The sequence below is a fragment of the Pontibacter mucosus genome (assembly GCF_003054055.1).
Lineage (GTDB): Bacteria > Bacteroidota > Bacteroidia > Cytophagales > Hymenobacteraceae > Pontibacter > Pontibacter mucosus.
This window is the reverse complement of sequence record NZ_QBKI01000008.1, coordinates 25,917-45,092: the sequence shown is the minus strand read 5'-3', so window position 1 is coordinate 45,092 and position 19,176 is coordinate 25,917. Positions and strand designations below refer to the sequence as shown.

Annotated in this window: 16 protein-coding genes; 15 read left to right on the top strand and 1 reads right to left on the bottom strand. The window is 52.7% G+C overall.

What is annotated here, in order from left to right; translation table 11 throughout:
* Nucleotides 1-804: 804 nt before the first annotated feature.
* The 15 genes from secA to C8N40_RS15345 all read left to right on the top strand — a co-directional run bounded on the left by secA (nt 805) and on the right by C8N40_RS15345 (nt 18,199).
* Nucleotides 805-4,179, top strand: a complete 3,375-nt coding sequence (gene secA / locus C8N40_RS15415; RefSeq protein WP_108212743.1) for a preprotein translocase subunit SecA — start codon at nt 805-807, stop codon at nt 4,177-4,179.
* Between the two features lie 120 nt (nt 4,180-4,299).
* Nucleotides 4,300-4,962 (top strand): deoxyribose-phosphate aldolase, encoded by a 663-nt coding sequence (gene deoC, locus C8N40_RS15410; RefSeq protein ID WP_108212910.1) that lies wholly within the window; start codon nt 4,300-4,302, stop codon nt 4,960-4,962.
* Nucleotides 4,955-5,470, top strand: coding sequence for a sporulation protein (locus C8N40_RS15405; RefSeq protein ID WP_108212742.1), 516 nt, complete (start codon nt 4,955-4,957; stop codon nt 5,468-5,470). Before deoC ends, C8N40_RS15405 begins: the two co-directional genes overlap by 8 nt.
* Nucleotides 5,471-5,619: 149 nt before the next feature.
* The gene (locus C8N40_RS15400) at nt 5,620-6,810 is read left to right on the top strand and encodes a M20 metallopeptidase family protein (protein WP_108212741.1); all 1,191 of its coding nucleotides are present in this window, start codon (nt 5,620-5,622) and stop codon (nt 6,808-6,810) included.
* 19 nt (nt 6,811-6,829) lie between these two features.
* Nucleotides 6,830-7,624 carry a DUF2490 domain-containing protein gene (locus C8N40_RS15395; RefSeq protein ID WP_108212740.1) on the top strand — a complete coding sequence of 265 codons (795 nt, stop codon included), beginning with the start codon at nt 6,830-6,832 and terminating at the stop codon, nt 7,622-7,624.
* A gap of 150 nt (nt 7,625-7,774) precedes the next feature.
* Nucleotides 7,775-8,275 (top strand): Hsp20/alpha crystallin family protein, encoded by a 501-nt coding sequence (locus C8N40_RS15390; RefSeq protein WP_108212739.1) that lies wholly within the window; start codon nt 7,775-7,777, stop codon nt 8,273-8,275.
* Nucleotides 8,276-8,454: 179 nt separating this feature from the next.
* Complete coding sequence (locus C8N40_RS15385; protein WP_108212738.1) at nt 8,455-9,948, top strand: Do family serine endopeptidase; 1,494 nt, start codon at nt 8,455-8,457, stop codon at nt 9,946-9,948.
* A 106-nt stretch (nt 9,949-10,054) separates the two neighbouring features.
* Nucleotides 10,055-11,632: an L-piperidine-6-carboxylate dehydrogenase gene (gene amaB / locus C8N40_RS15380; RefSeq protein ID WP_108212909.1), complete on the top strand. Its 1,578-nt coding sequence runs from the start codon at nt 10,055-10,057 to the stop codon at nt 11,630-11,632.
* 644 nt (nt 11,633-12,276) lie between these two features.
* On the top strand, nt 12,277-12,834 hold the full coding sequence (locus C8N40_RS15375; RefSeq protein ID WP_108212737.1) for an RNA polymerase sigma factor: 558 nt from the start codon (nt 12,277-12,279) through the stop codon (nt 12,832-12,834).
* A 38-nt stretch (nt 12,835-12,872) separates the two neighbouring features.
* Nucleotides 12,873-13,526 carry a hypothetical protein gene (locus C8N40_RS15370; RefSeq protein WP_108212736.1) on the top strand — a complete coding sequence of 218 codons (654 nt, stop codon included), beginning with the start codon at nt 12,873-12,875 and terminating at the stop codon, nt 13,524-13,526.
* Complete coding sequence (locus C8N40_RS15365; protein WP_245905149.1) at nt 13,519-14,697, top strand: hypothetical protein; 1,179 nt, start codon at nt 13,519-13,521, stop codon at nt 14,695-14,697. The genes C8N40_RS15370 and C8N40_RS15365 overlap by 8 nt, the downstream gene beginning before the upstream one ends.
* A gap of 114 nt (nt 14,698-14,811) precedes the next feature.
* A complete protein-coding gene (locus C8N40_RS15360) occupies nt 14,812-15,237 on the top strand; it encodes a RidA family protein (protein WP_108212735.1) in 426 nt (141 codons plus the stop codon).
* 27 nt (nt 15,238-15,264) lie between these two features.
* Nucleotides 15,265-17,082 carry a MutS-related protein gene (locus C8N40_RS15355; RefSeq protein WP_108212734.1) on the top strand — a complete coding sequence of 606 codons (1,818 nt, stop codon included), beginning with the start codon at nt 15,265-15,267 and terminating at the stop codon, nt 17,080-17,082.
* Nucleotides 17,083-17,405: 323 nt separating this feature from the next.
* On the top strand, nt 17,406-17,648 hold the full coding sequence (locus C8N40_RS15350; RefSeq protein ID WP_108212733.1) for a hypothetical protein: 243 nt from the start codon (nt 17,406-17,408) through the stop codon (nt 17,646-17,648).
* A gap of 86 nt (nt 17,649-17,734) precedes the next feature.
* Complete coding sequence (locus tag C8N40_RS15345; RefSeq protein WP_108212732.1) at nt 17,735-18,199, top strand: hypothetical protein; 465 nt, start codon at nt 17,735-17,737, stop codon at nt 18,197-18,199.
* Between the two features lie 90 nt (nt 18,200-18,289).
* Here the strand turns inward: C8N40_RS15345 and tsf are convergent, their stop codons facing one another.
* Nucleotides 18,290-19,123, bottom strand: coding sequence for a translation elongation factor Ts (tsf, locus tag C8N40_RS15340; RefSeq protein ID WP_108212731.1), 834 nt, complete (start codon nt 19,121-19,123; stop codon nt 18,290-18,292).
* Nucleotides 19,124-19,176: the final 53 nt, after the last annotated feature.

Below are 19,176 nucleotides of genomic sequence, written 5' to 3'. Positions count from 1 at the left end.
CTCCTTGGCTAAGGAGGGGAGCCTGTAATAGCTTTAGCTGAAGTATAAGTTTTATAGCTTCTGTTCTCGTGCGGACAGGTCGCGACCTGTCCCTACAAGTGTAAACCCACCCCTAAGAGCTGCGCTCGCTAGCTCAAAACTCGCGTTTTGGCTAGTCCAGAGGAGGGGATTTATACTTCATACTTTCTCTGTCATCTCGAGCAGCGCGAGAGATCTATTTGGAATTCTAATGAGATCTCTCCCGATGGTCGAGATGACAGCAAGGGCAGCGGCTATCGAACCTGTTCCCAGCCTTTGGGTGGGGGTAGGGGCCCTCGTATAAAGAGCGCCTTGTGAGATCCGGTGCCCGTCAAGGGCATGCCGAGCGCGAGCGAGGCAAGGAGGGAACACAGCGCGATGCCCGAAGGCGAGGCCTCCCGGCCTGGGAGGGAGCCAAGTAGGAGATGCAACAGTAAGTTTGTGCGAACTAGAGGATGAACAGGGGCTAGTAAGGATAGCTTGTGTCAGGGCGCGGGAAGCAGCAGCTATTAGAAGGCACAAGCGGACGCTTGCGCCAGCGAAAGTATAACTCACCCCAAAACGAACTTCTGCCACACTGCCACATGTTACCTATTATGTCATAGCCTATTGGCCGTTTAAAGTATAAATAGCTGTGGCACTATACTTCATCGGTAAATTTGGCAGGCGAGGCAGGCCGTGCTTATTCTGGTATTGTTTTAGTGCACGATGTAAGATATATCGGAAAAACAGCTATTTTTGGCGATATTGCGAACAGAAAAATTCATTTAAGAACAACATATACAGATGTTTGATTTTCTCGGTAAAACCGTTGCGAAACTTTTCGGCACCAAATCCGACAGAGATATAAAGGAGGTACTACCTTACGTATCTAAAGTAAATCAGGAGTATGCTAAGCTAAATACTATTACGGATGATGAGCTTCGTCAGAAGACCTTCGAGATAAAGGGGATTATTGACGAGCGCCTGAAGCCGGTTGACGATAAGATTGCCGCTTTGCACAAACGCGTAGCCGAAGAAACAGAGCTGAACATTGTGCAGAAGGAGAACATCTTCTCCGAGATAGATGAGCTGGAGAAACAGCGCAACAAAGACCTGGAAGTAGTGCTGCTGGAAGTACTGCCAACAGGTTTTGCCGTTGTAAAGGAAACCGCCCGCCGCTGGAAGGAGAACGGCCAGCTGGTGGTAACGGCCACAGAGCACGACCGTATGATAGCGGCCCGCAAGCCAAACGTGCAGATCGAAGGCGACAAAGCCACTTGGGCAAACAAATGGGTGGCTGCCGGCAACGAAATTACCTGGGATATGCTGCACTACGATGTGCAGTTGATTGGTGGCGCCGTGCTGCACCAGGGTAAAATTGCCGAGATGGCCACAGGTGAGGGTAAAACACTGGTGGCTACGCTGCCGGCTTACCTGAATGCCCTCTCGGGACGCGGAGTACACGTGGTAACCGTAAACGACTACCTGGCACGCCGCGACTCCGAATGGATGGCTCCTCTCTTTGAGTTCCATGGCCTGACGATTGACTGTATCGACAAGCACCAGCCCAACTCCGAAGCCCGCCGCAAAGCCTACCGCGCCGATATCACGTACGGCACCAACAACGAGTTCGGCTTCGACTACCTGCGCGACAACATGGCCCGCGAACCGCAGGACCTGGTACAGCGCAAGCACCACTATGCGATGGTGGACGAAGTGGACTCCGTGTTAATTGACGACGCCCGTACGCCGCTGATCATCTCTGGTCCGGTGCCGCGGGGTGATGAGCACGAGTTCTATCAGCTGAAGCCACGCATTGCCATGCTGGTGGAGGCGCAGCGCAAAGTGGTACAGAACTTCCTGACCGAGGCCAAGCGCCTGATCAAGGACGGAAACACCCAAGAGGGCGGTCTAGCCCTGTTCCGCGCTTACCGTGGTCTGCCTAAGAGCAAGCCGCTGATCAAGTTCCTCAGCGAGACAGGCAACCGCGCTATTATGCAGAAAACGGAGAACTTCTACCTGCAGGATAACTCCCGCCAGATGCCGGAGGCCGACGAGCCGCTATACTTCACCATCGACGAGAAGCACAACCAGATCGAGCTGACCGAGCGCGGCATCGACCTGATTACAGGCCAGGGCGAGGATCCGAACTTCTTCATCATGCCTGACATCGGTACCGAGATCGCTGAGATTGAGCATAACAATGCTTTGTCGCATGAGGAGCAGCTGCACGCCAAAGAGAAACTGATCGCCGATTTCCAGGAGAAGTCGAAGCGCATCCATACTATCAACCAGTTGCTGAAGGCTTATACTTTGTTCGAGAAGGACACAGAGTATATCGTAACGCCGGATAACAAGGTGAAGATCGTGGACGAGCAGACGGGCCGTATCATGGAAGGGCGCCGCTACTCCGATGGCTTGCACCAGGCCATTGAGGCGAAGGAGAACGTGAAGGTAGAGGATGCCACACAGACCTACGCCACGGTTACGCTGCAGAACTACTTCCGTATGTACCACAAATTGGCCGGTATGACGGGTACTGCCGAAACAGAGGCAGGCGAGTTCTGGGACATCTACAAACTGGACGTGGTGGTCATCCCAACCAACCGCCCCATCGCCAGAAAAGACGAGCACGACAAAGTATACAAAACCACGCGCGAGAAGTATAACGCCGTGGCCGACGAGATTGTGGCCTTGACAGAGGCCGGCCGTCCGGTGCTGGTAGGTACTACTTCGGTAGAGATCTCCGAGCTCCTGAGCCGCATGCTGAAGCTGCGCAATATCAGGCACCAGGTACTCAACGCCAAGCTGCACCAGAAAGAGGCCGAGATTGTGGCCGAAGCCGGTAAGCCAAGCACGGTAACCATTGCCACGAACATGGCCGGTCGTGGTACCGACATTAAGCTGACACCAGAATCTAAAGCGGCAGGTGGTCTGGCCATTATTGGTACAGAGCGCCACGAGTCCCGCCGCGTAGACCGCCAGCTGCGTGGTCGTGCCGGCCGCCAGGGCGACCCGGGCTCTTCGCAGTTCTTCGTGAGCTTGGAGGACAACCTGATGCGCCTGTTCGGCTCTGACCGTATTGCCCGCCTGATGGACCGCATGGGTCTGGAGGAAGGCGAGGTAATCCAGCACTCGATGATCACCAACTCCATCGAGCGTGCGCAGAAGAAGGTGGAAGAAAATAACTTTGGCATGCGTAAGCGCCTGCTGGAGTACGACGACGTAATGAACGCACAGCGTGAGGTGGTGTACAAGCGCCGCAGAAACGCCCTGTACGGTGAGCGCCTGGAGCTGGATATCTGGAACATGATCTACGACATCAGCGAAGACGTGATCGTGAGCTACAAGAACACCAGCGACTACGAAAACTTCCAGCTGCACGTGCTGCGCGTATTTGGTATCGAGTCTGCCATTACCGACAATGAGTTCAAGTCCGGTAATGCCAACCAACTGGCAGAGCGCCTCTACAACGAGGCCCTGAACCATTACCTGAACCGCAACAAGCAGATCGCAGCCCAGGCTTTCCCGATTATTGCCGATATCCACGCCAACCGTGGGCCGATGATCGAGAACATCGCCGTGCCGTTTACCGATGGCAAGCGCCAGCTGGCTGCCGTAGCCAACCTGACCAAGGCCTTCGAAACGCAGGGGCTGGAGCTGATGCGCTCTATGGAGAAAATTATCACGCTGGGTACCATCGACCAGGCCTGGACCGACCACCTGCGCGAGATGGACAACCTGAAGCAGAGCGTGCAGAACGCCGTGTACGAGCAGAAAGACCCGCTGTTGATTTACAAGTTCGAGTCGTTTGAGCTGTTCAAGCGCATGATCGGCAAAGTAAACGAGCAGACAATCGAGTTCCTGTTCCGTGCGTTTATACCGGTGCAGGCTCCGCAGCAGGTGCAGCAGCCGGTAAGGCCACCCATGGCCCCTAAGCCGCCGGTGCTGAAAGAGCAGAAGCAGGAAGTGCATTCTTCGTTGGAGGATGAAACAGGCCACACCAGCGCGCCAGCGCAGGAGGCGGAGAAGATTATGCCAGCCCACTCCCAGAAAGTTGCCGGCCGTAACGAGCGCGTAAGCGTGCAGTACAACGATGGCCGCGTGCTGAAGGACGTAAAGTATAAGAGTGTGGAAGACGACCTGCAGAACAACCGCTGCGTACTGATTGAAGACTAAAGAGCGGCAGCCGCTACGAGTAAGTAGTGGCTGCTTTTTATACCTTATTTGTTAATAGGATAGAGGATGTAGGAGAAAGTATACTTTCATCTTATGTCCTTTGTCTTTTATCCAACCACTATGGCAGGAGAAGACATCGCCTCTTATATAGACCATACGCTGCTGCACCCTGATGCTACGGCCAGCCAGGTGCTGCAACTCTGCGACGAGGCCCGGAGTTACGGCTTTGCGGCTGTGTGTGTGCCGCCGTGCTATGTGCAGCAGGCCAAGGAGCGGTTGGGCGTGGGATCCTTGGTAAAGGTTGCCACGGTCATTGGCTTCCCGCTGGGCTACCAGCACCCCAAAGTGAAGTTTCTAGAGACGCACCAAGCCATTGAAGATGGCGCCAATGAGATAGACGTGGTGATGAACGTTTCATTCTTCATGTCCGGTAAGTATAAGGAGGTGGAGAATGAGCTAAGCGACTTGGCCAAGTTCTGCCACATGCGCGAAGCCGAGCTGAAGGTGATTATCGAAACGGCCCTGCTGACGGAGGAGGAAATTATAAAAGCCTGCAGCATTTGTACCAGCGCCGGTGCCGACTACGTTAAAACTTCTACAGGCTTTGCTGCCAAAGGAGCCACCGTAGAGCACATCAAGCTGATGCGCCGCGTGCTGCCCAGCAAAATGAAGATCAAAGCCTCCGGCGGCATCAGAACCACCGCCGAAGCAGAGGCATTAATTAAAGCCGGCGCCGACAGGTTGGGTTGCTCGGCCAGTATACAAATAGTTTCCCATGAATAGATTTCTGAGTTTTTCGCTGGTCTTGCTGCTGGCAGTAGTAACCGCATGTGCACCTTCTAAAGGCACTGGCCGTGTGGGCAGCGAGGCAAGAGTAGGAACAGGTAAGTCCGAAAAGGTGCTCGACGACCTGAGCCAGTACCGCCCAAGGTATGAAACGGCAGAGAATGCCCCGCTGGCGCGCGTAGAGCCAACGCTCCACAACAACGAGCAGGTGGCCGTGCTGATGGATACGGTGGCCAGCGTGAACAAGAACATCAAGTATGCTCAGGGCTACCGCATTCTGGCCTATAACGGTTCGCAGCGCCAAACCGTGATGGACCTGCGCAAGGCCATCATCACCAGGGTGCCTGATGTACAGGATTACCTCACTTACCAGCAGCCGAACTTCCGCCTGATGGTGGGCGACTTCTTTAACCGGGTGGAGGCGCAGCAGGTGCTGAACAAAATCTCCGACCTGATCCCGAACGCGCAAATTGTGCCGGATAAGATAAACATCCGGAAGAATTAAAGTATAGGCGCAGAAAGCCGTAGAAGCGTTGTGGCGAAGTAGCTGCAACGCTTTTTTGTTGATGCCGGAAAGTATAAAATTGCTACCTTGTTTTACAGTTGATAAGCCCCGGTGCAAAGTATAAAGCAGCCGGTATTTTGATTAGAATTATGTCCACTACCCTAGATAGAATTAAAGCACTTGCCAAGGCCTACGCACCCGACACGGTGCAGGTGCGCCGCCACATCCACGCCAACCCTGAGCTCTCGTTTGAGGAGTATAACACAGCCGCCTATGTAAAGCAGGTGCTGGGGCAGTATGGCATCGAGGCGGAAAGTATGGCGAACACAGGCCTGGTGGCCCTGATAAAAGGCCGGAACCCGGAGAAGAAAACGATTGCCCTGCGCGCGGACATGGATGCCTTGCCCATTCTGGAGGCAAACGAGGTGGCGTATAAATCAAAGAACGAAGGCGTGATGCATGCCTGCGGCCACGATGTGCACACCGCCTCGGTGCTGGGCACGGCACGCATCCTGCAGGAACTGCGCGGGGAGTTTGAGGGAACTGTGAAGCTGGTGTTCCAGCCGGGCGAGGAGAAATTTCCAGGTGGTGCTTCTATCATGATTAAAGAAGGCGTGCTGCAAAACCCTGCCCCGGAAAGTATAGTGGGCCAGCACGTGTTCCCGCTGCTGCCAGCCGGCAAGGTGGGGTTTAAGTCGGGCATGTACATGGCCAGCGCTGATGAGATCTACATCACGGTGAAGGGAAAAGGCGGCCACGCCGCGCTGCCTGAGATGAACGTTGATCCGGTGCTTATCTCGGCCCACCTGCTAGTGGCGCTGCAGCAGATTGTGAGCCGCCACGCCAGCCCGAAGGTGCCGACGGTGCTCTCGTTTGGAAAGATAGAGGCCAAGGGTGCCACCAACGTTATCCCCAACGAGGTGAAAATAGAAGGCACTTTCCGGACCATGAACGAAGTATGGCGCAAAGAGGCGCACCAGAAAATCAGGAAGCTGGCCGAGAGCCTCTGCGAAAGTATGGGCGGCAGCTGCGACATCGACATTAAGTTTGGCTACCCCTTCCTGCAAAACGACCCGACTGTAACCGGCATAGCCCGCAAAGCCGCGGAAGTATACTTGGGCGCCGAGAACGTAGTGGACCTGGACCTGTGGATGGGCGCCGAGGACTTTGCCTATTATACCCAGCAGGTGCCGGCTTGCTTCTACCGTCTGGGCACCCGAAACGAGGCTCGCGATATCACCTCCGGCGTGCACACCCCAACGTTTGATATTGATGAAACGGCCCTGGAAACAGGTATAGGCCTGATGGCCTGGATAGCGCTGCAGGAGCTGGAGGGATGAACCACAAAACGCGACACGTATGAGAAAATTATACTTTATACTTCTGGTGCTGTTGCCGGCAATCGTGCAGGCGCAGAGCAAGGTAAATGCCCCTACCACCATCTGGCCGGAACTGCAGGTAAGTTACGGCGTGGGCGAGGAGGGGCTGCTGTTCCTGCGGAACGGCTACCGCATCAACACCGACAGCCGCTTCAACGACCTGAGGGAATCGGGGATAGGGAGCAATTTTGAAAGGGTGGAGCTGAGCCTGGGCTACGAGCACATGCTGTCTGACCACTGGCGCGGCGGCGCCATACTACGCTATGCCGCTGAGGATTACCCCAAGACGCTGTTTTATACGCTGTTTCTGCGCCACAACGGTCAGGTAAAGGGTTTATACTTTAACAAGCAATTGCTTTTCGAGTATGTCGACCAGGAGGATTATGACAGCTTCGGGCGCTTCCGGTTGTCAGCCGAATTGGGCAAGCGCCTGCCGCTGGGCAGTAAGTTCATCACTCCAAGTATAAACTACGAGGCCATGCTGCGCTCCAACCTAGGCAAAGCGTATGAAGGCCGCATCCAGGAACGCACCATCGACCGCACCCGCCTGCGCCTGAGCCTGAACTATGAGGTGACGGAGAAGCTGCGCGTGAATCCATACTTTATGCGGCAAACAGATTACTATTATGTGCTGGTGCCGCCGGTGTATAACGAGCAGGGGCAACTGCAGGAGGATGGCTATACCACCAAGCGCAACCGCATTACACCAGTGGTGGGCCTGGAGCTAAAGTACACGATCAACCGCACCCCCGAAACTGCCAGTATTACTTACTAATCAGCTCTTTAACTGAAAAATCGTCAGTAAAAAAAGCCTTTTTATACTTCATGAATGACATTATTTCTCTTTTCAACAGGAATATTCTGTTGGCACACATTTTACTGTAGTGTAAGTGAAAATAAGGAAGCTTAAAAAAGGAGGTATATTATGGCACTGACAAGGTATAACAGCATGCAGGAGAGCATGCCATCAACTTTCAGCGCAATGCTGGACAGGTTCTTTAACGACACCGTAAACTCCAGAACGTTCTCTGGTTTTACGCCACACGTGGATGCCTGCGAGACAGAGCGCGGTTATGAGATTGAGGTAGCGTTGCCAGGCGTGAAGAAGGAGGATATTACGATTGATTTCCAGGAGGGCAAGCTGACTATTACCGGAGAGCGCAAACTGGAGAAGAAGGAGGAAGGCCGCCGTTTCCATATGATGGAGACACAGTACGGCTCTTTCAGCAGAAGTTTCTTCCTGCCCGACAACGTAAACCCCGATAAGATCACCGCCGAGTTCCGCGATGGCATCCTACTGGTGGATGTTCCGAAAGATGAGAAGAAGACGAAGAAGCGTCAGATTTCTATCGCAGCCGGCGCTACCAAAGAGGTGAAAGCCGAGAAAAAGGAGAAAGCCATCGCAGAAAACGGCACCGCTAAATAAACTTCTTAACATAAGCGTAACAAAGAGGCCAGCAATTTTGGCCTCTTTTTTGTTTGTTAGGAGTATAGTGAAAATGGCTGGCGCGTAGTGGGTATACTATCGTATACAAGTAGGGCGTTAGCATTTCAGCAGGCATACCATTAAAGAATTTATATATAGTAAAGTTTTAAAATCAACATATGAAGACGAAACAGTTTATACTTGGCGTTGCGCTTTCGGCCGTGTTAGGCGGCGGTGTAGCTGTTGGCAGCTACAAACTGTTGGAAGACGACAAAGTAGTACAGACCGATCAGCAACAGTATCCCACCGTTCGCTATACCAGCGACATGCGCAGCAGCAATGTGATAGTGCCCGAAGGGCTGAATTTTATAAAGGCAGCGCAGGTGTCCACGCCTGCCGTGGTGCACGTGATGACGGAGTATAGCGTGCGCTCCTCCGAGCGTTACAGCAGCCCAATGGACCCCTTCCTGCGCGAGTTCTTTGGTGACGGCTTTGGCAGAAGCGTGCCGCGCAGCCCGCAGATTGGCTCCGGCTCCGGCGTGATTGTCGCCTCTAACGGCTACATCGTTACCAACAACCACGTTATCGACAGAGCCGACAAGATTGAGGTGGTGATGGATGACAAGCGTAAGTTTGAGGCCACCCTGGTAGGAGCCGACCCGACCACCGATATTGCCCTGCTGAAAATTAACGCAGATAACCTGCCCACCATCCGCTACGGTAACTCCGATGAACTGCAGGTAGGCGAGTGGGTGCTGGCCGTGGGTAACCCCATGAACCTGACCTCGACCGTAACGGCCGGTATCGTGAGCGCCAAAGGCCGTAACATCAACATCCTGCGCACCAGCGCCAACCGCGACATGAGCATCGAGTCGTTTATCCAAACGGATGCCGCCGTGAACCCGGGTAACTCGGGTGGCGCGCTGGTAAACCTGAATGGTGATCTGGTAGGCATCAACACCGCCATTGCTTCCCAAACAGGTTCTTTTGCCGGTTATTCTTTTGCCGTGCCTTCCTCTATTGTAAGCAAGGTGGTAGACGACCTGCTGAAGTATGGCGAAGTACAGCGAGCCTTGCTGGGTGCCTCTATCCAGGAAATTGACGCGACGTTTGCCAAAGAAAAAGGCCTTAAAACACTGGACGGAGTATACATTGCGGAAGTACAGGCAAGCAGTGGCGCCGAAGAGGCCGGTCTGAAGGCTGGAGACGTGATTACCGCCGTAAACGATGTGAAGGTGGCCAAGTCGTCGCAGTTGCTGGAGCAGATAGCCCGCTACCGCCCTGGCGACAAGGTGAAGATCTCCTATCTGCGTGACGGCAAGAACAGAAATACCAATGTGACGCTGAAGAATCTGAACAACAGCACCGAGCTGGTGAAGCGCAGCAATGCCAAAGCTGTAACGTTTGACGGAGCCACTTTTGAGCCGGTGAGCAGACAGGAAATGAGCAAGCTGGGTATAACCGGCGGTGCCAAAATCAAAGGGGTGGGCGACAGCAAGTTCAGCGACACGGGTATGAAAGACGGCTTTATCATCACCCGCATCGACCGGTATGAAGTGAACGAGCCGGCCGATGTAGAGAAGTACCTGAAAAACTTTGAAGGTGGCGTGGTTTACATCGAAGGTGTTTACCCGGATGGCCTGAAAGCCTATTACCCAATCGGAAAAGGTTAAGAAACCGTAACCCTATAAAGAGAAAGCTTCTGCAGCCTTGCAGAAGCTTTTTTATTTTTTAGCTTTGTATAAGAGCCTGATAAAAAGATATAAGAGGAATAAAACCATGAAGCAAACCATAGACGCAGCCCCGCTGGTAAAAGAAGTATCGGATGTACTGCACCAGCTTGGTATAAAAGAAGTGAACCCTGCTTACAGCACCGGCCTTGCCTGGGGCGGACACGAAGGGCGTACCACGCGCACCATCAATTCCCCGGCCGATGGCAATACCATTGCCTCGGTAAACATGGCCACTGCCGAGGATTACGACCACGTGATTAAAACCGCCCAGGAGGCTTTTAAGGTATGGCGCAAGGTGCCGGCCCCCAAGCGCGGCGAGATTGTACGCCAGATAGGGGAGAAGCTGCGCCAGCACAAAGAGGCCCTGGGCAAGCTGGTAAGCTACGAAATGGGCAAAATCCTACAGGAAGGCCTTGGCGAGGTGCAGGAGATGATCGACATCTGCGACTTCGCTGTCGGCTTGTCGCGCCAGCTGCACGGCTATACCATGCACTCTGAGCGCCCGCAGCACCGCATGTACGAGCAGTACCACCCGCTGGGCGTGGTGGGCGTAATTTCGGCCTTCAACTTCCCGGTGGCGGTTTGGAGCTGGAACGCCATGCTGGCCGCCGTTTGCGGCGACGTGGTAGTATGGAAGCCGTCTGAGAAAACCCCGCTGGCAGCCATTGCCTGTCAGCATATCATACGGGAGGTGCTGGCCGAAAATGAGTTGCCGGAAGGTATATTTAACCTGATAATCGGGGATGCGGAGATTGGCAGCCTGATGAGCCACGACACGCGGGTGCCACTGGTATCGGCCACGGGCTCTACGCGCATGGGCAAGAAAGTAGGCGAGGCAGTGGGCGCCCGCCTGGGCAAATCGCTGCTGGAGCTGGGTGGCAACAACGCCATCATCGTGACAGAGCACGCGGACCTGGAAATGGCGCTGCGGGCGATTGTATTTGGTGCGGTGGGTACCTGCGGCCAGCGCTGCACGTCCACGCGCCGCATTATTGTGAACGAGAACGTGTATGAGCAGCTGAAAGAGCGCCTGCTGAAAGTATACGCCAACCTGCCCATCGGCCATCCACTGGACAGCACCACGCTGGTGGGGCCGCTGATTGACAAGACTGCGGTGGATGCCTTTACCGCTGCCCTGGAGAAAGTACAGCAGGAGGGAGGCAAGCTGCTGATAGGCGGCGAAATACTCAACGGCAGTGGCTACGAGACGGGCACTTATGTGAAGCCGGCCATTGTAGAGGCAGAAAACCACTACGAGCTGGTGCAGGAAGAGACATTTGCACCAATTCTGTACCTGATAAAGTATAGCGGCGACGTGGAGAACGCCATCGAGCTGCAGAACGGCGTGAAGCAGGGCCTGTCATCCTCCATTTTCTCTACCAACCTGCTGGAGACAGAGGCTTTCCTGAGCCACTGGGGTTCCGACTGCGGCATTGCCAACGTGAATATCGGCACGTCCGGTGCGGAGATTGGTGGTGCCTTTGGCGGGGAGAAAGACACGGGCGGTGGCCGCGAGTCCGGTTCCGACGCCTGGAGAATTTACATGCGCCGCCAGACGAACACCATCAACTACAGCCGTGAGATGCCACTGGCCCAGGGCATCAAGTTCGACATCATGGACTAGGATTTTTAGGATGTAAGGATTGCCAGGATTTTCAGTTTAAGCTCTAGCAGCAGAAAATCCTGACTTAGACAAAGTATAAAACGCCGGCTCTACCAAAGGGCCGGCGTTTTTGTGTTTATACTTGTGCATAAAGTATGGCTGTGACGGATAAAGTATAGATTACTCATTTTTGAGGTGTTTATACTGTCTTTGCGACGAGTTCTTTACATTTCATGCACAGTCTTGTTACCTCCCGCCATTGCCTTCTCCATACTTGCACTTTTTATCTCCCACCTCATCCCAAGTATAAAGCATACTTATCCACAATTGTGAATAAGAAGTATGTGGATATGTGGAAAACCCATGTTTATACTGGCTGTATGGCAAGCAGAAATTAATAAAAGAGGCATTCGCTTCCTGTGTTATCTTACTTCGTAAAGTATAAATAAAAGAGGGTGAGTCAGATAACGATGTCTAAACATTATCCACATAGGGGTGTGGATAGTGTGGATAAAGGCGCCTAACGAAAAATTTCTGAAAATATTTGTAACCTATATGCAACTTCGGATAGACAGGCGTGTCTTTAGTGCAGAGATTAGGAAGAGGCGGATGGAAGTATAAATACAAGGAGTAAGCGCGACGAAACCGGTTAAGTAGTAAAAACATTGGAGAAACTTAGCTATCAGGATGTGAACCAGGGGGTGGTGCAACGCTGCATTAGCGGAGACCATCGCGCGCAGTATGAGTTGTATAAACTTTACTCCAAGGCCATGTTTAACGTGAGCATGCGCATCACCAATGATTACGCGGAGGCGGAGGACGTGCTGCAGGAGGCCTTTGTAAGCGCCTTCAAGAACCTGCACAGCTACAAAGCGGAGGCGAGCTTCGGCAGCTGGCTGAAGAAGATTGTCATCAATGCGGCCATTAATGCCGTGCGCAAGCGCCGATCCGAGCTGGTGCCGATGGATGAGCGCGCCGTGGCTGACATGGCAGACGAAGTGAATGAGGATGAGTCGGAGTGGCAGGTGGAGCAGGTGCGCCGCGCCATCCAAAAGCTGCCCGACGGTTACCGTGTAGTGTTGAGTTTATACTTGCTGGAAGGCTATGACCATGCCGAGATAGGGGAGGTGCTGGGTATCTCCGAGTCTACCTCTAAATCGCAGTACAGCCGGGCGCGCAAGAAGCTACTCGAGATAATGAAAGAGCCTCAGTTTGTGGCTTAGGGTTTAATTAAGACAAAAACGTATGACGGAGCTTTACCATGAAAGATAGACTAGAAAAATTTGTACAGGACCACCGCGAGGAGTTCGACGTTTTTGAGCCCCGGACGGAACTATGGCAGCAAATCTGCCAGGACCTGCCCCAGAAATCACCCGAAAAAGAGGCTAAAGTAATTAAATTCTCCTTCGGCGACCGTGCCAGCTTTAGCGCAGACTACTTCTTTATGCGTGTGGCGGCGGCCATCGTGCTGCTACTGGGCTGCGGACTAACCATCTTCCTGATGAAGCAGCAAACCCCTGAGTCGGCCTACACGCTCGCATCCTCAGAAAGTATAACTACCGAAGTGCCGGAGGTGGGCGCCATTGCCCCCGAACTGCCTGAGATAGAGGCGTACTACGTGAGCCAGATCGAGGAAAAGAAATCTGAGCTGAGCGAGTATGACCTGAAAGTGCTGGGCCTGGATGAGCAGCAGGTAATAGACAAAGAACTGGCCCGCCTCGACAGTAGCTACACCGTCCTAAAGCAACAACTCTATACATCTCCTAATACCGAAGAAATTGTAAACGCCATGGTTCAGAACCTGGGAATACGGGTTAGAGTGCTGAACCGCCAACTGGAGGTGCTGCAGCGCCTGCAGAAAATAAACAAGGAGACCAACCTAAAACAACAAACAAATGATACCTCAAATGTATAATTATCTACGCCTCATGGTGGTGCTGTTGCTGGCACCTATGCTGGCTACAGGTCAGGCAAAAGACCAGGCACCCTGTTCGGATGTAACGGTGAACCTGTCGGGGCTGCAGGTGATGGAGGACCTGGATTTGGAGAGCCTCACGGAACTAACGCAGCTGGCTGTGCTGGAGAGCATACCTGATTTATCCAACTTGGCTGATTTAGCTGATTTGGCAGAGCTGGCTGAACTGCAAGACATCGTCATCGTGGACCAAACCGGCAACCATGCCACCGAGGAGGCCATGGCCTTCGACGCGGAGAAGCGCAAAACCATCGACAAAACCTTTAAGGTAAGCAGTTCCGACGCCCTGAAGATTGATAACCAATGGGGCAAGGTGCATGTAAACACCTGGGATAAAAAAGAAATACAGGTAAAGGTGGATGTAATTGCCCGCGCCGCCACTGACGACAGGGCGCAGGCCATACTTAACAGCGTGAACATCCAGGAAAGCCGCGAGGGGAACGCCTACGTTTTCCGGACCCAGAAAGCGCCGATGAACATTAGCGGCAAGCACACCAAGAGCCTGGAGATAAACTATACCATCTACATGCCTACTGAAAACGCCATCTCCATTAAGAACCAGTTCGGCGATGTGTACCTGGCTTCGATGAAGGGCAAGGCCGAGATTGATGTAAAGTATGGCGCGCTGAAATGCGACAGACTGGCTAACCAGGGGAATACCATCAAACTGGCGTACGGGTCTGGCAACTGTAACTATATAAAAGGCGGAAACATCAGCGTGGCCTATGGCAACATGAAGGTGGGGGAGGCGAGCGGGCTACAAGGCTCCTCCAAGTTCAGCGACTTCAGCATCGGCAACCTGCAGGAAGCCATCGACATGAAGGTGCAGTATGGCTCCTTTAATGTAGACAATATCAGCAACAACGTGCGTAAGATTTCCCTGAACTCCGGTTTTTCTCCCCTTAGCTTGCGTTTTGCTGATGATTCAGCCTTCAACTTCGACGTGAATGTACAGTTCGGTAACTTTAACGTAGATAAGTCGTTGATTACTATCACCTCCCTGGAAAAGGACTATACCTCGGCAGAGTATAAGGGCAAGTATGGCAACACCGCGTCCAAGGCAGAGGTAAGCATCATCTCCAAGTACGGCGATGTAAGGTTTATAAAATAGAGCAAAAGACGTTAGAATAGTTTGTTTAAGGTGAAGGAAAGAGCTGGCGACCGCCGGCTTTTTCTGTTTTCAGACGGCTATAGAATCCCTGTTCATTAATAAGTATATTTGGCTATGGCAACTAATAAAGATCTACTAAACTCAAGCAAGGCCCCGGAGCCGGTGGGGCTGTACCCGCACGCACGGCGCGTAGGCAACCTGCTGTTTCTGTCGGGGGTGGGGCCACGGGAGCGCGGTACCAAAAAGATACCCGGCGTGGAGTTGGACGAGCAGGGCAACATCCTGAGCTACGATATAGAAACCCAGTGCCGGTCTGTGTTCCAGAACGTGAAGTACATCCTGGAGGACGCCGGCTCTGGTTGGGACAGTTTGGTGGACGTGACCGTGTTCCTGACGAACATGAAGGACGACTTTGCCACCTATAACCGGATTTATGCCGAGTACTTCAAAGACAATCAGCCGTGCCGTACCACCGTGGAGGTAAACAAGCTGCCCACGCCCATTGCTATCGAGCTGAAGTGCATTGCCATGATTGACTAACAAGTATAAACAGGACTAAAAAAACAGATGGTGAGCGAAAGCAGAGAGCGTTTATACTTAGAAAGAGCTTCGGCCTTTGCCGAGCAGGAGAATAAAGCAGCCTCCACTTCCAGCGCCGTTTCCTGGCTGCGGGTGGGGGTGTTTGTGGCGGGCGCGGTGCTGGCCTATTTTCTCTTTAAGGCAGATAATACCACCGGCGGTACGCTGGCCATACTTGGCTTCTATGCCCTTTTTATACTTGTGATGCGCTGGCACAGCCGCCTCAACTTCCGGCACCAGCAACTGCGCCTGCTGCGTCAGGTAAACGAGCAGGAGGTGGAGCGGCTGCAGGGCAAGCTTAAAAACTTCGATAGCGGCCAGGAGTTCGTGGATGACCATCACCCCTATACTTCCGACCTCGATATTTTCGGGCACAACTCGCTTTTCCAGCTTTTAAACCGCTCTGTTACCAGCATTGGCATGTATAAACTGGCCACCTGGCTGCGTAAGGCGGCGGCCCCGCAGGAAGTGCTGCAGCGGCAAGCGGCCGTGGCCGAGTTAGCCTCCGGCAAAAAGCTGGATTGGCTGCAAGAGCTGGTGGCCCTGCCCATGCACTACAAACACGATGCGGAATCGGCAGCAGGTTTTATAGGTTGGTTTAAGGATAAGGCCTTTTTCCGGCAGCACGGCTGGCTGAAACCGCTGCTGTTTATACTTCCTATACTTACACTGGCAGCCATTGCCGGCTGGTTCTATGGCCTTAGCGGCTGGATAGCGGTTGGGTTGTTGCTGGTGCAGTACCTGTTGGCAAACCGGTTCACTGCGGAGCGCGACGAGTATTATGAGAAGAGCATCGGCATTTATGAGGCCATGCGTAGCTACACCAAACAGCTGCAGCACATAGAGCAGCACCAGTTCGACACGCCTTTGCTCCAGGCGCTGCACCGGGAGCTCACAAAGTCCGGCACGCGGTCATCTGAAAGTATAAACAAGCTCGCCAACATCATCGATTTCTTCTCCTACCGGCTTAGCACCCTGATGGCCTTTTTCCTGAATGCCATGCTGATGTGGGACTTTGTGTGGATGTACCGCCTGGAGCGTTGGAAGGCGCAGCACCTGCAGCAACTGGAGCACAGCCTGGAGGTATTGGCCGAGGTTGAGGCCTTGGCAAGTATGGCAGCCTTCCAGCATGCGCACCCGCATTTTGCTGTGCCACAACTCAGCCAAGTCCCTTTCCTGTACCAGGCCACGGAGTTGGCGCACCCGCTCATTTTCTCGGTCGAGCCTGTTGCCAACGATTTTCAGATGCAGGGCACGGGCCATACGATTGTCATCACGGGTTCGAATATGTCAGGTAAAACGACATTTCTGCGCACGGTGGGCATCAACATGGTGCTGGCGCTGATGGGTGCCCCGGTATGTGCCCGAGATATGACGGTGACGCCGGCGCAAGTATACACCGCCATGCGCACGGCCGACAACCTGGCTGAGAACACTTCCTCGTTTTACGCCGAACTGAAGCGCCTGCGCGTGCTGCTGGAGTTGACGGAGCAAGGGCAGCCGGTTTTCTACCTGTTGGATGAGATACTCAAAGGCACCAACTCCCGCGACCGTCACATTGGGGCCATGTCGCTGATACGGCAGTTGCACAAGCGCAATGCCTCTGGCCTCATCTCCACCCACGACCTGGAGCTTGGTGCCATGGAACAGGAACTGCAGGGCAGCGTAGAAAACTACAGCTTCAACAGCGACATCATCGGCAACGAGATTCGCTTCGATTACAGGCTCACGCCCGGCCTCTGCCGCAGCTTTAACGCCAGCAAACTTATGCAACTCATGGGCATCGAGATTGAGGAAGAAGCTTAGTTGCCTGACAAAGGAATTTTTTGACAAAGGACAAAAGACTACACTGCAAGTTCACTTCACCGGAGGGGCTTACGCTTAGGACACAAGTCCATTGCTGCTTCAAGTTTTCAACTTGGAGCTATTATGGGGCCAGTTTTCAACTGGCGAAAGTATAAAGAGCGGCTCCCGCAAGCTGAAAGCTTGCGGCTATGGATAACCACGAGCTGAAAGCTCGCGGGAGAGAAGGTAGGTTATACTTGTGTCCTATTTGTAGCCCAAGAGGGGAAGGTTTATACTTGCCCAATTCTATACTTTGTAATTTATACTATCAACACCATTAAACTATGAGAGTAGTAGCTGACATACCAAACCCGCACGTGAAGATCACGCTGCACTCCTACAACGGCAAGTATATCCTGAAACTGGAGAAGGCCAACCTGGAGCAGATTTATAAGATAGAGGAAACCGAGGTAATGGGCGACGAAGGAGTAAAAGCCCTGATAGACGAAGAGTTTATCGAGGCCGTCGTGAACCGCTTTGTGGACATGCGCGATGCTTTTGTGAGTACGATGAGGCGGAATGGGTGAAGATAAATTTACTTTATCCGATGCAACGGATGGACAGGCTTTAGGGTCATGTTTTAAAATGAACCAACAACCTAACGTTTAGACAGATGAACAAGCTACTGTTGCTCCCTTTATTGGTGCTAATCCTGTTTTCATGCAGCCAAAAAGACGAACTCGATTCAATGAACCGTGAGGAGAGTACGCATCAAGCCTTAAGTAATATCAAGCAGGCCCAAAAGTGGCAGCTCGTTCAAATGTCCGGTCAAATTCGCAACTCCGTGCAGAAAGGGGCGGACATGCCTTGGCAGGAGCATTATGTGCTTAACCCCGATGGTAGTTTTTCTAAGGTGAGGCAAAAGGGAGATGAAACTACTGCCGCTACCGGCGTTTATACCTACCACAGTACTGCCGGAGAACAGTACCTTGAACTCACTTACCAGTCACTTAATACCATTATAGGTAGTTGTGATGCTGCTGGCCTGAAAGAAACCTTAATGGTGCATAAAGATGGGCTTCAAAGTTCCTGGTGGGCGTGCGATGGCCCCGGGCTTTGGTATGAACAAGTGAAGTAGCACTCTACTACAAACCAACAGATTATACTTTGATAAACAAAAAAAGCCCACCTTACGGCGGGCTTTTTTTGTTTATACTTTCAGCAGCAATTAAGCGATAGCTACGCGCTTGAAGTCGCTAACTGTCAGACCTTTGCTAGTGTTGTCAAGTACTTTGGCAACAGACAGGGATGGGTCTTTCACGAAGTCCTGGTTCAGCAGGGTGTTGTCTTTGTAGAACTTGTTCAGTTTACCCATGGCAATCTTCTCCAGCATTTGCTCTGGCTTGCCTTCGGCACGTGCCTGCTCTTTACCAACCTCGATTTCACGCTCTACAGTAGCAGAATCAACGCCGTCTTTATCAACCGCGATTGGGTTCATGGCAGCAATCTGCATCGCTACGTCCTTACCAACCTCTTCTACGTTGGCACCGCCAGTGTTTACAAGGCCTACCAGCACACCCAGTTTGCCGTTAGAGTGGTTGTAGTTAACAACTTGCTCAGCAGAAACTGTCTCGTAAGAAACAACGTCAATTTTCTCACCGATTTTACCCATCAGGTCAGTGATGTGGTCCTGCAGTGAGCGGCCATCAGCCTGAGGAGCAGCCAGCAATTCTTCTTTAGTAGCGGCGTTTGTAGAAACAGCAGTCTCCAGGGCAGCCTTAGCCAGGTTCTGGAAGTCAGCTACTTTAGAAACAGGCTCAGTTTCGCAAGCCAGGGCAATCACTTTACCGTTTTTGCCGTCTTCGCTTACGTGCGTCAGCACGATACCTTCAGAAGTAGCATTGTCAGCACGCTTGCTGGCAATTTTCTGGCCTTGCTTACGAAGAATATCTTTAGCTGCCTCAAAGTCGCCGTTAGCTTCAGTAAGCGCCTTCTTGCAGTCCATCATACCAGCTCCGGTTTCCTGGCGGAGTTTGTTAACGTCTTGTGCTGTAATAGCCATGATTATATAATTATGAAGTACGAATTAATAATTAAGAATTATGTATAAAGGAT

Excerpts from the sequence above, each read along its gene's own strand:
- amaB (WP_108212909.1), top strand. The coding sequence starts at position 10,055 with ATGAAGCAAACCATAGACGCAGCCCCGCTGGTAAAAGAAGTATCGGAT.
- deoC (WP_108212910.1), top strand. The coding sequence starts at position 4,300 with ATGGCAGGAGAAGACATCGCCTCTTATATAGACCATACGCTGCTGCAC.
- C8N40_RS15385 (WP_108212738.1), top strand. The coding sequence starts at position 8,455 with ATGAAGACGAAACAGTTTATACTTGGCGTTGCGCTTTCGGCCGTGTTA.
- C8N40_RS15395 (WP_108212740.1), top strand. The coding sequence starts at position 6,830 with ATGAGAAAATTATACTTTATACTTCTGGTGCTGTTGCCGGCAATCGTG.
- C8N40_RS15405 (WP_108212742.1), top strand. The coding sequence starts at position 4,955 with ATGAATAGATTTCTGAGTTTTTCGCTGGTCTTGCTGCTGGCAGTAGTA.
- C8N40_RS15345 (WP_108212732.1), top strand. The coding sequence starts at position 17,735 with ATGAACAAGCTACTGTTGCTCCCTTTATTGGTGCTAATCCTGTTTTCA.
- C8N40_RS15370 (WP_108212736.1), top strand. The coding sequence starts at position 12,873 with ATGAAAGATAGACTAGAAAAATTTGTACAGGACCACCGCGAGGAGTTC.
- tsf (WP_108212731.1), bottom strand. The coding sequence starts at position 19,123 with ATGGCTATTACAGCACAAGACGTTAACAAACTCCGCCAGGAAACCGGA.
- C8N40_RS15360 (WP_108212735.1), top strand. The coding sequence starts at position 14,812 with ATGGCAACTAATAAAGATCTACTAAACTCAAGCAAGGCCCCGGAGCCG.
- C8N40_RS15365 (WP_245905149.1), top strand. The coding sequence starts at position 13,519 with ATGTATAATTATCTACGCCTCATGGTGGTGCTGTTGCTGGCACCTATG.
- C8N40_RS15350 (WP_108212733.1), top strand. The coding sequence starts at position 17,406 with ATGAGAGTAGTAGCTGACATACCAAACCCGCACGTGAAGATCACGCTG.
- C8N40_RS15400 (WP_108212741.1), top strand. The coding sequence starts at position 5,620 with ATGTCCACTACCCTAGATAGAATTAAAGCACTTGCCAAGGCCTACGCA.
- secA (WP_108212743.1), top strand. The coding sequence starts at position 805 with ATGTTTGATTTTCTCGGTAAAACCGTTGCGAAACTTTTCGGCACCAAA.
- C8N40_RS15355 (WP_108212734.1), top strand. The coding sequence starts at position 15,265 with ATGGTGAGCGAAAGCAGAGAGCGTTTATACTTAGAAAGAGCTTCGGCC.
- C8N40_RS15390 (WP_108212739.1), top strand. The coding sequence starts at position 7,775 with ATGGCACTGACAAGGTATAACAGCATGCAGGAGAGCATGCCATCAACT.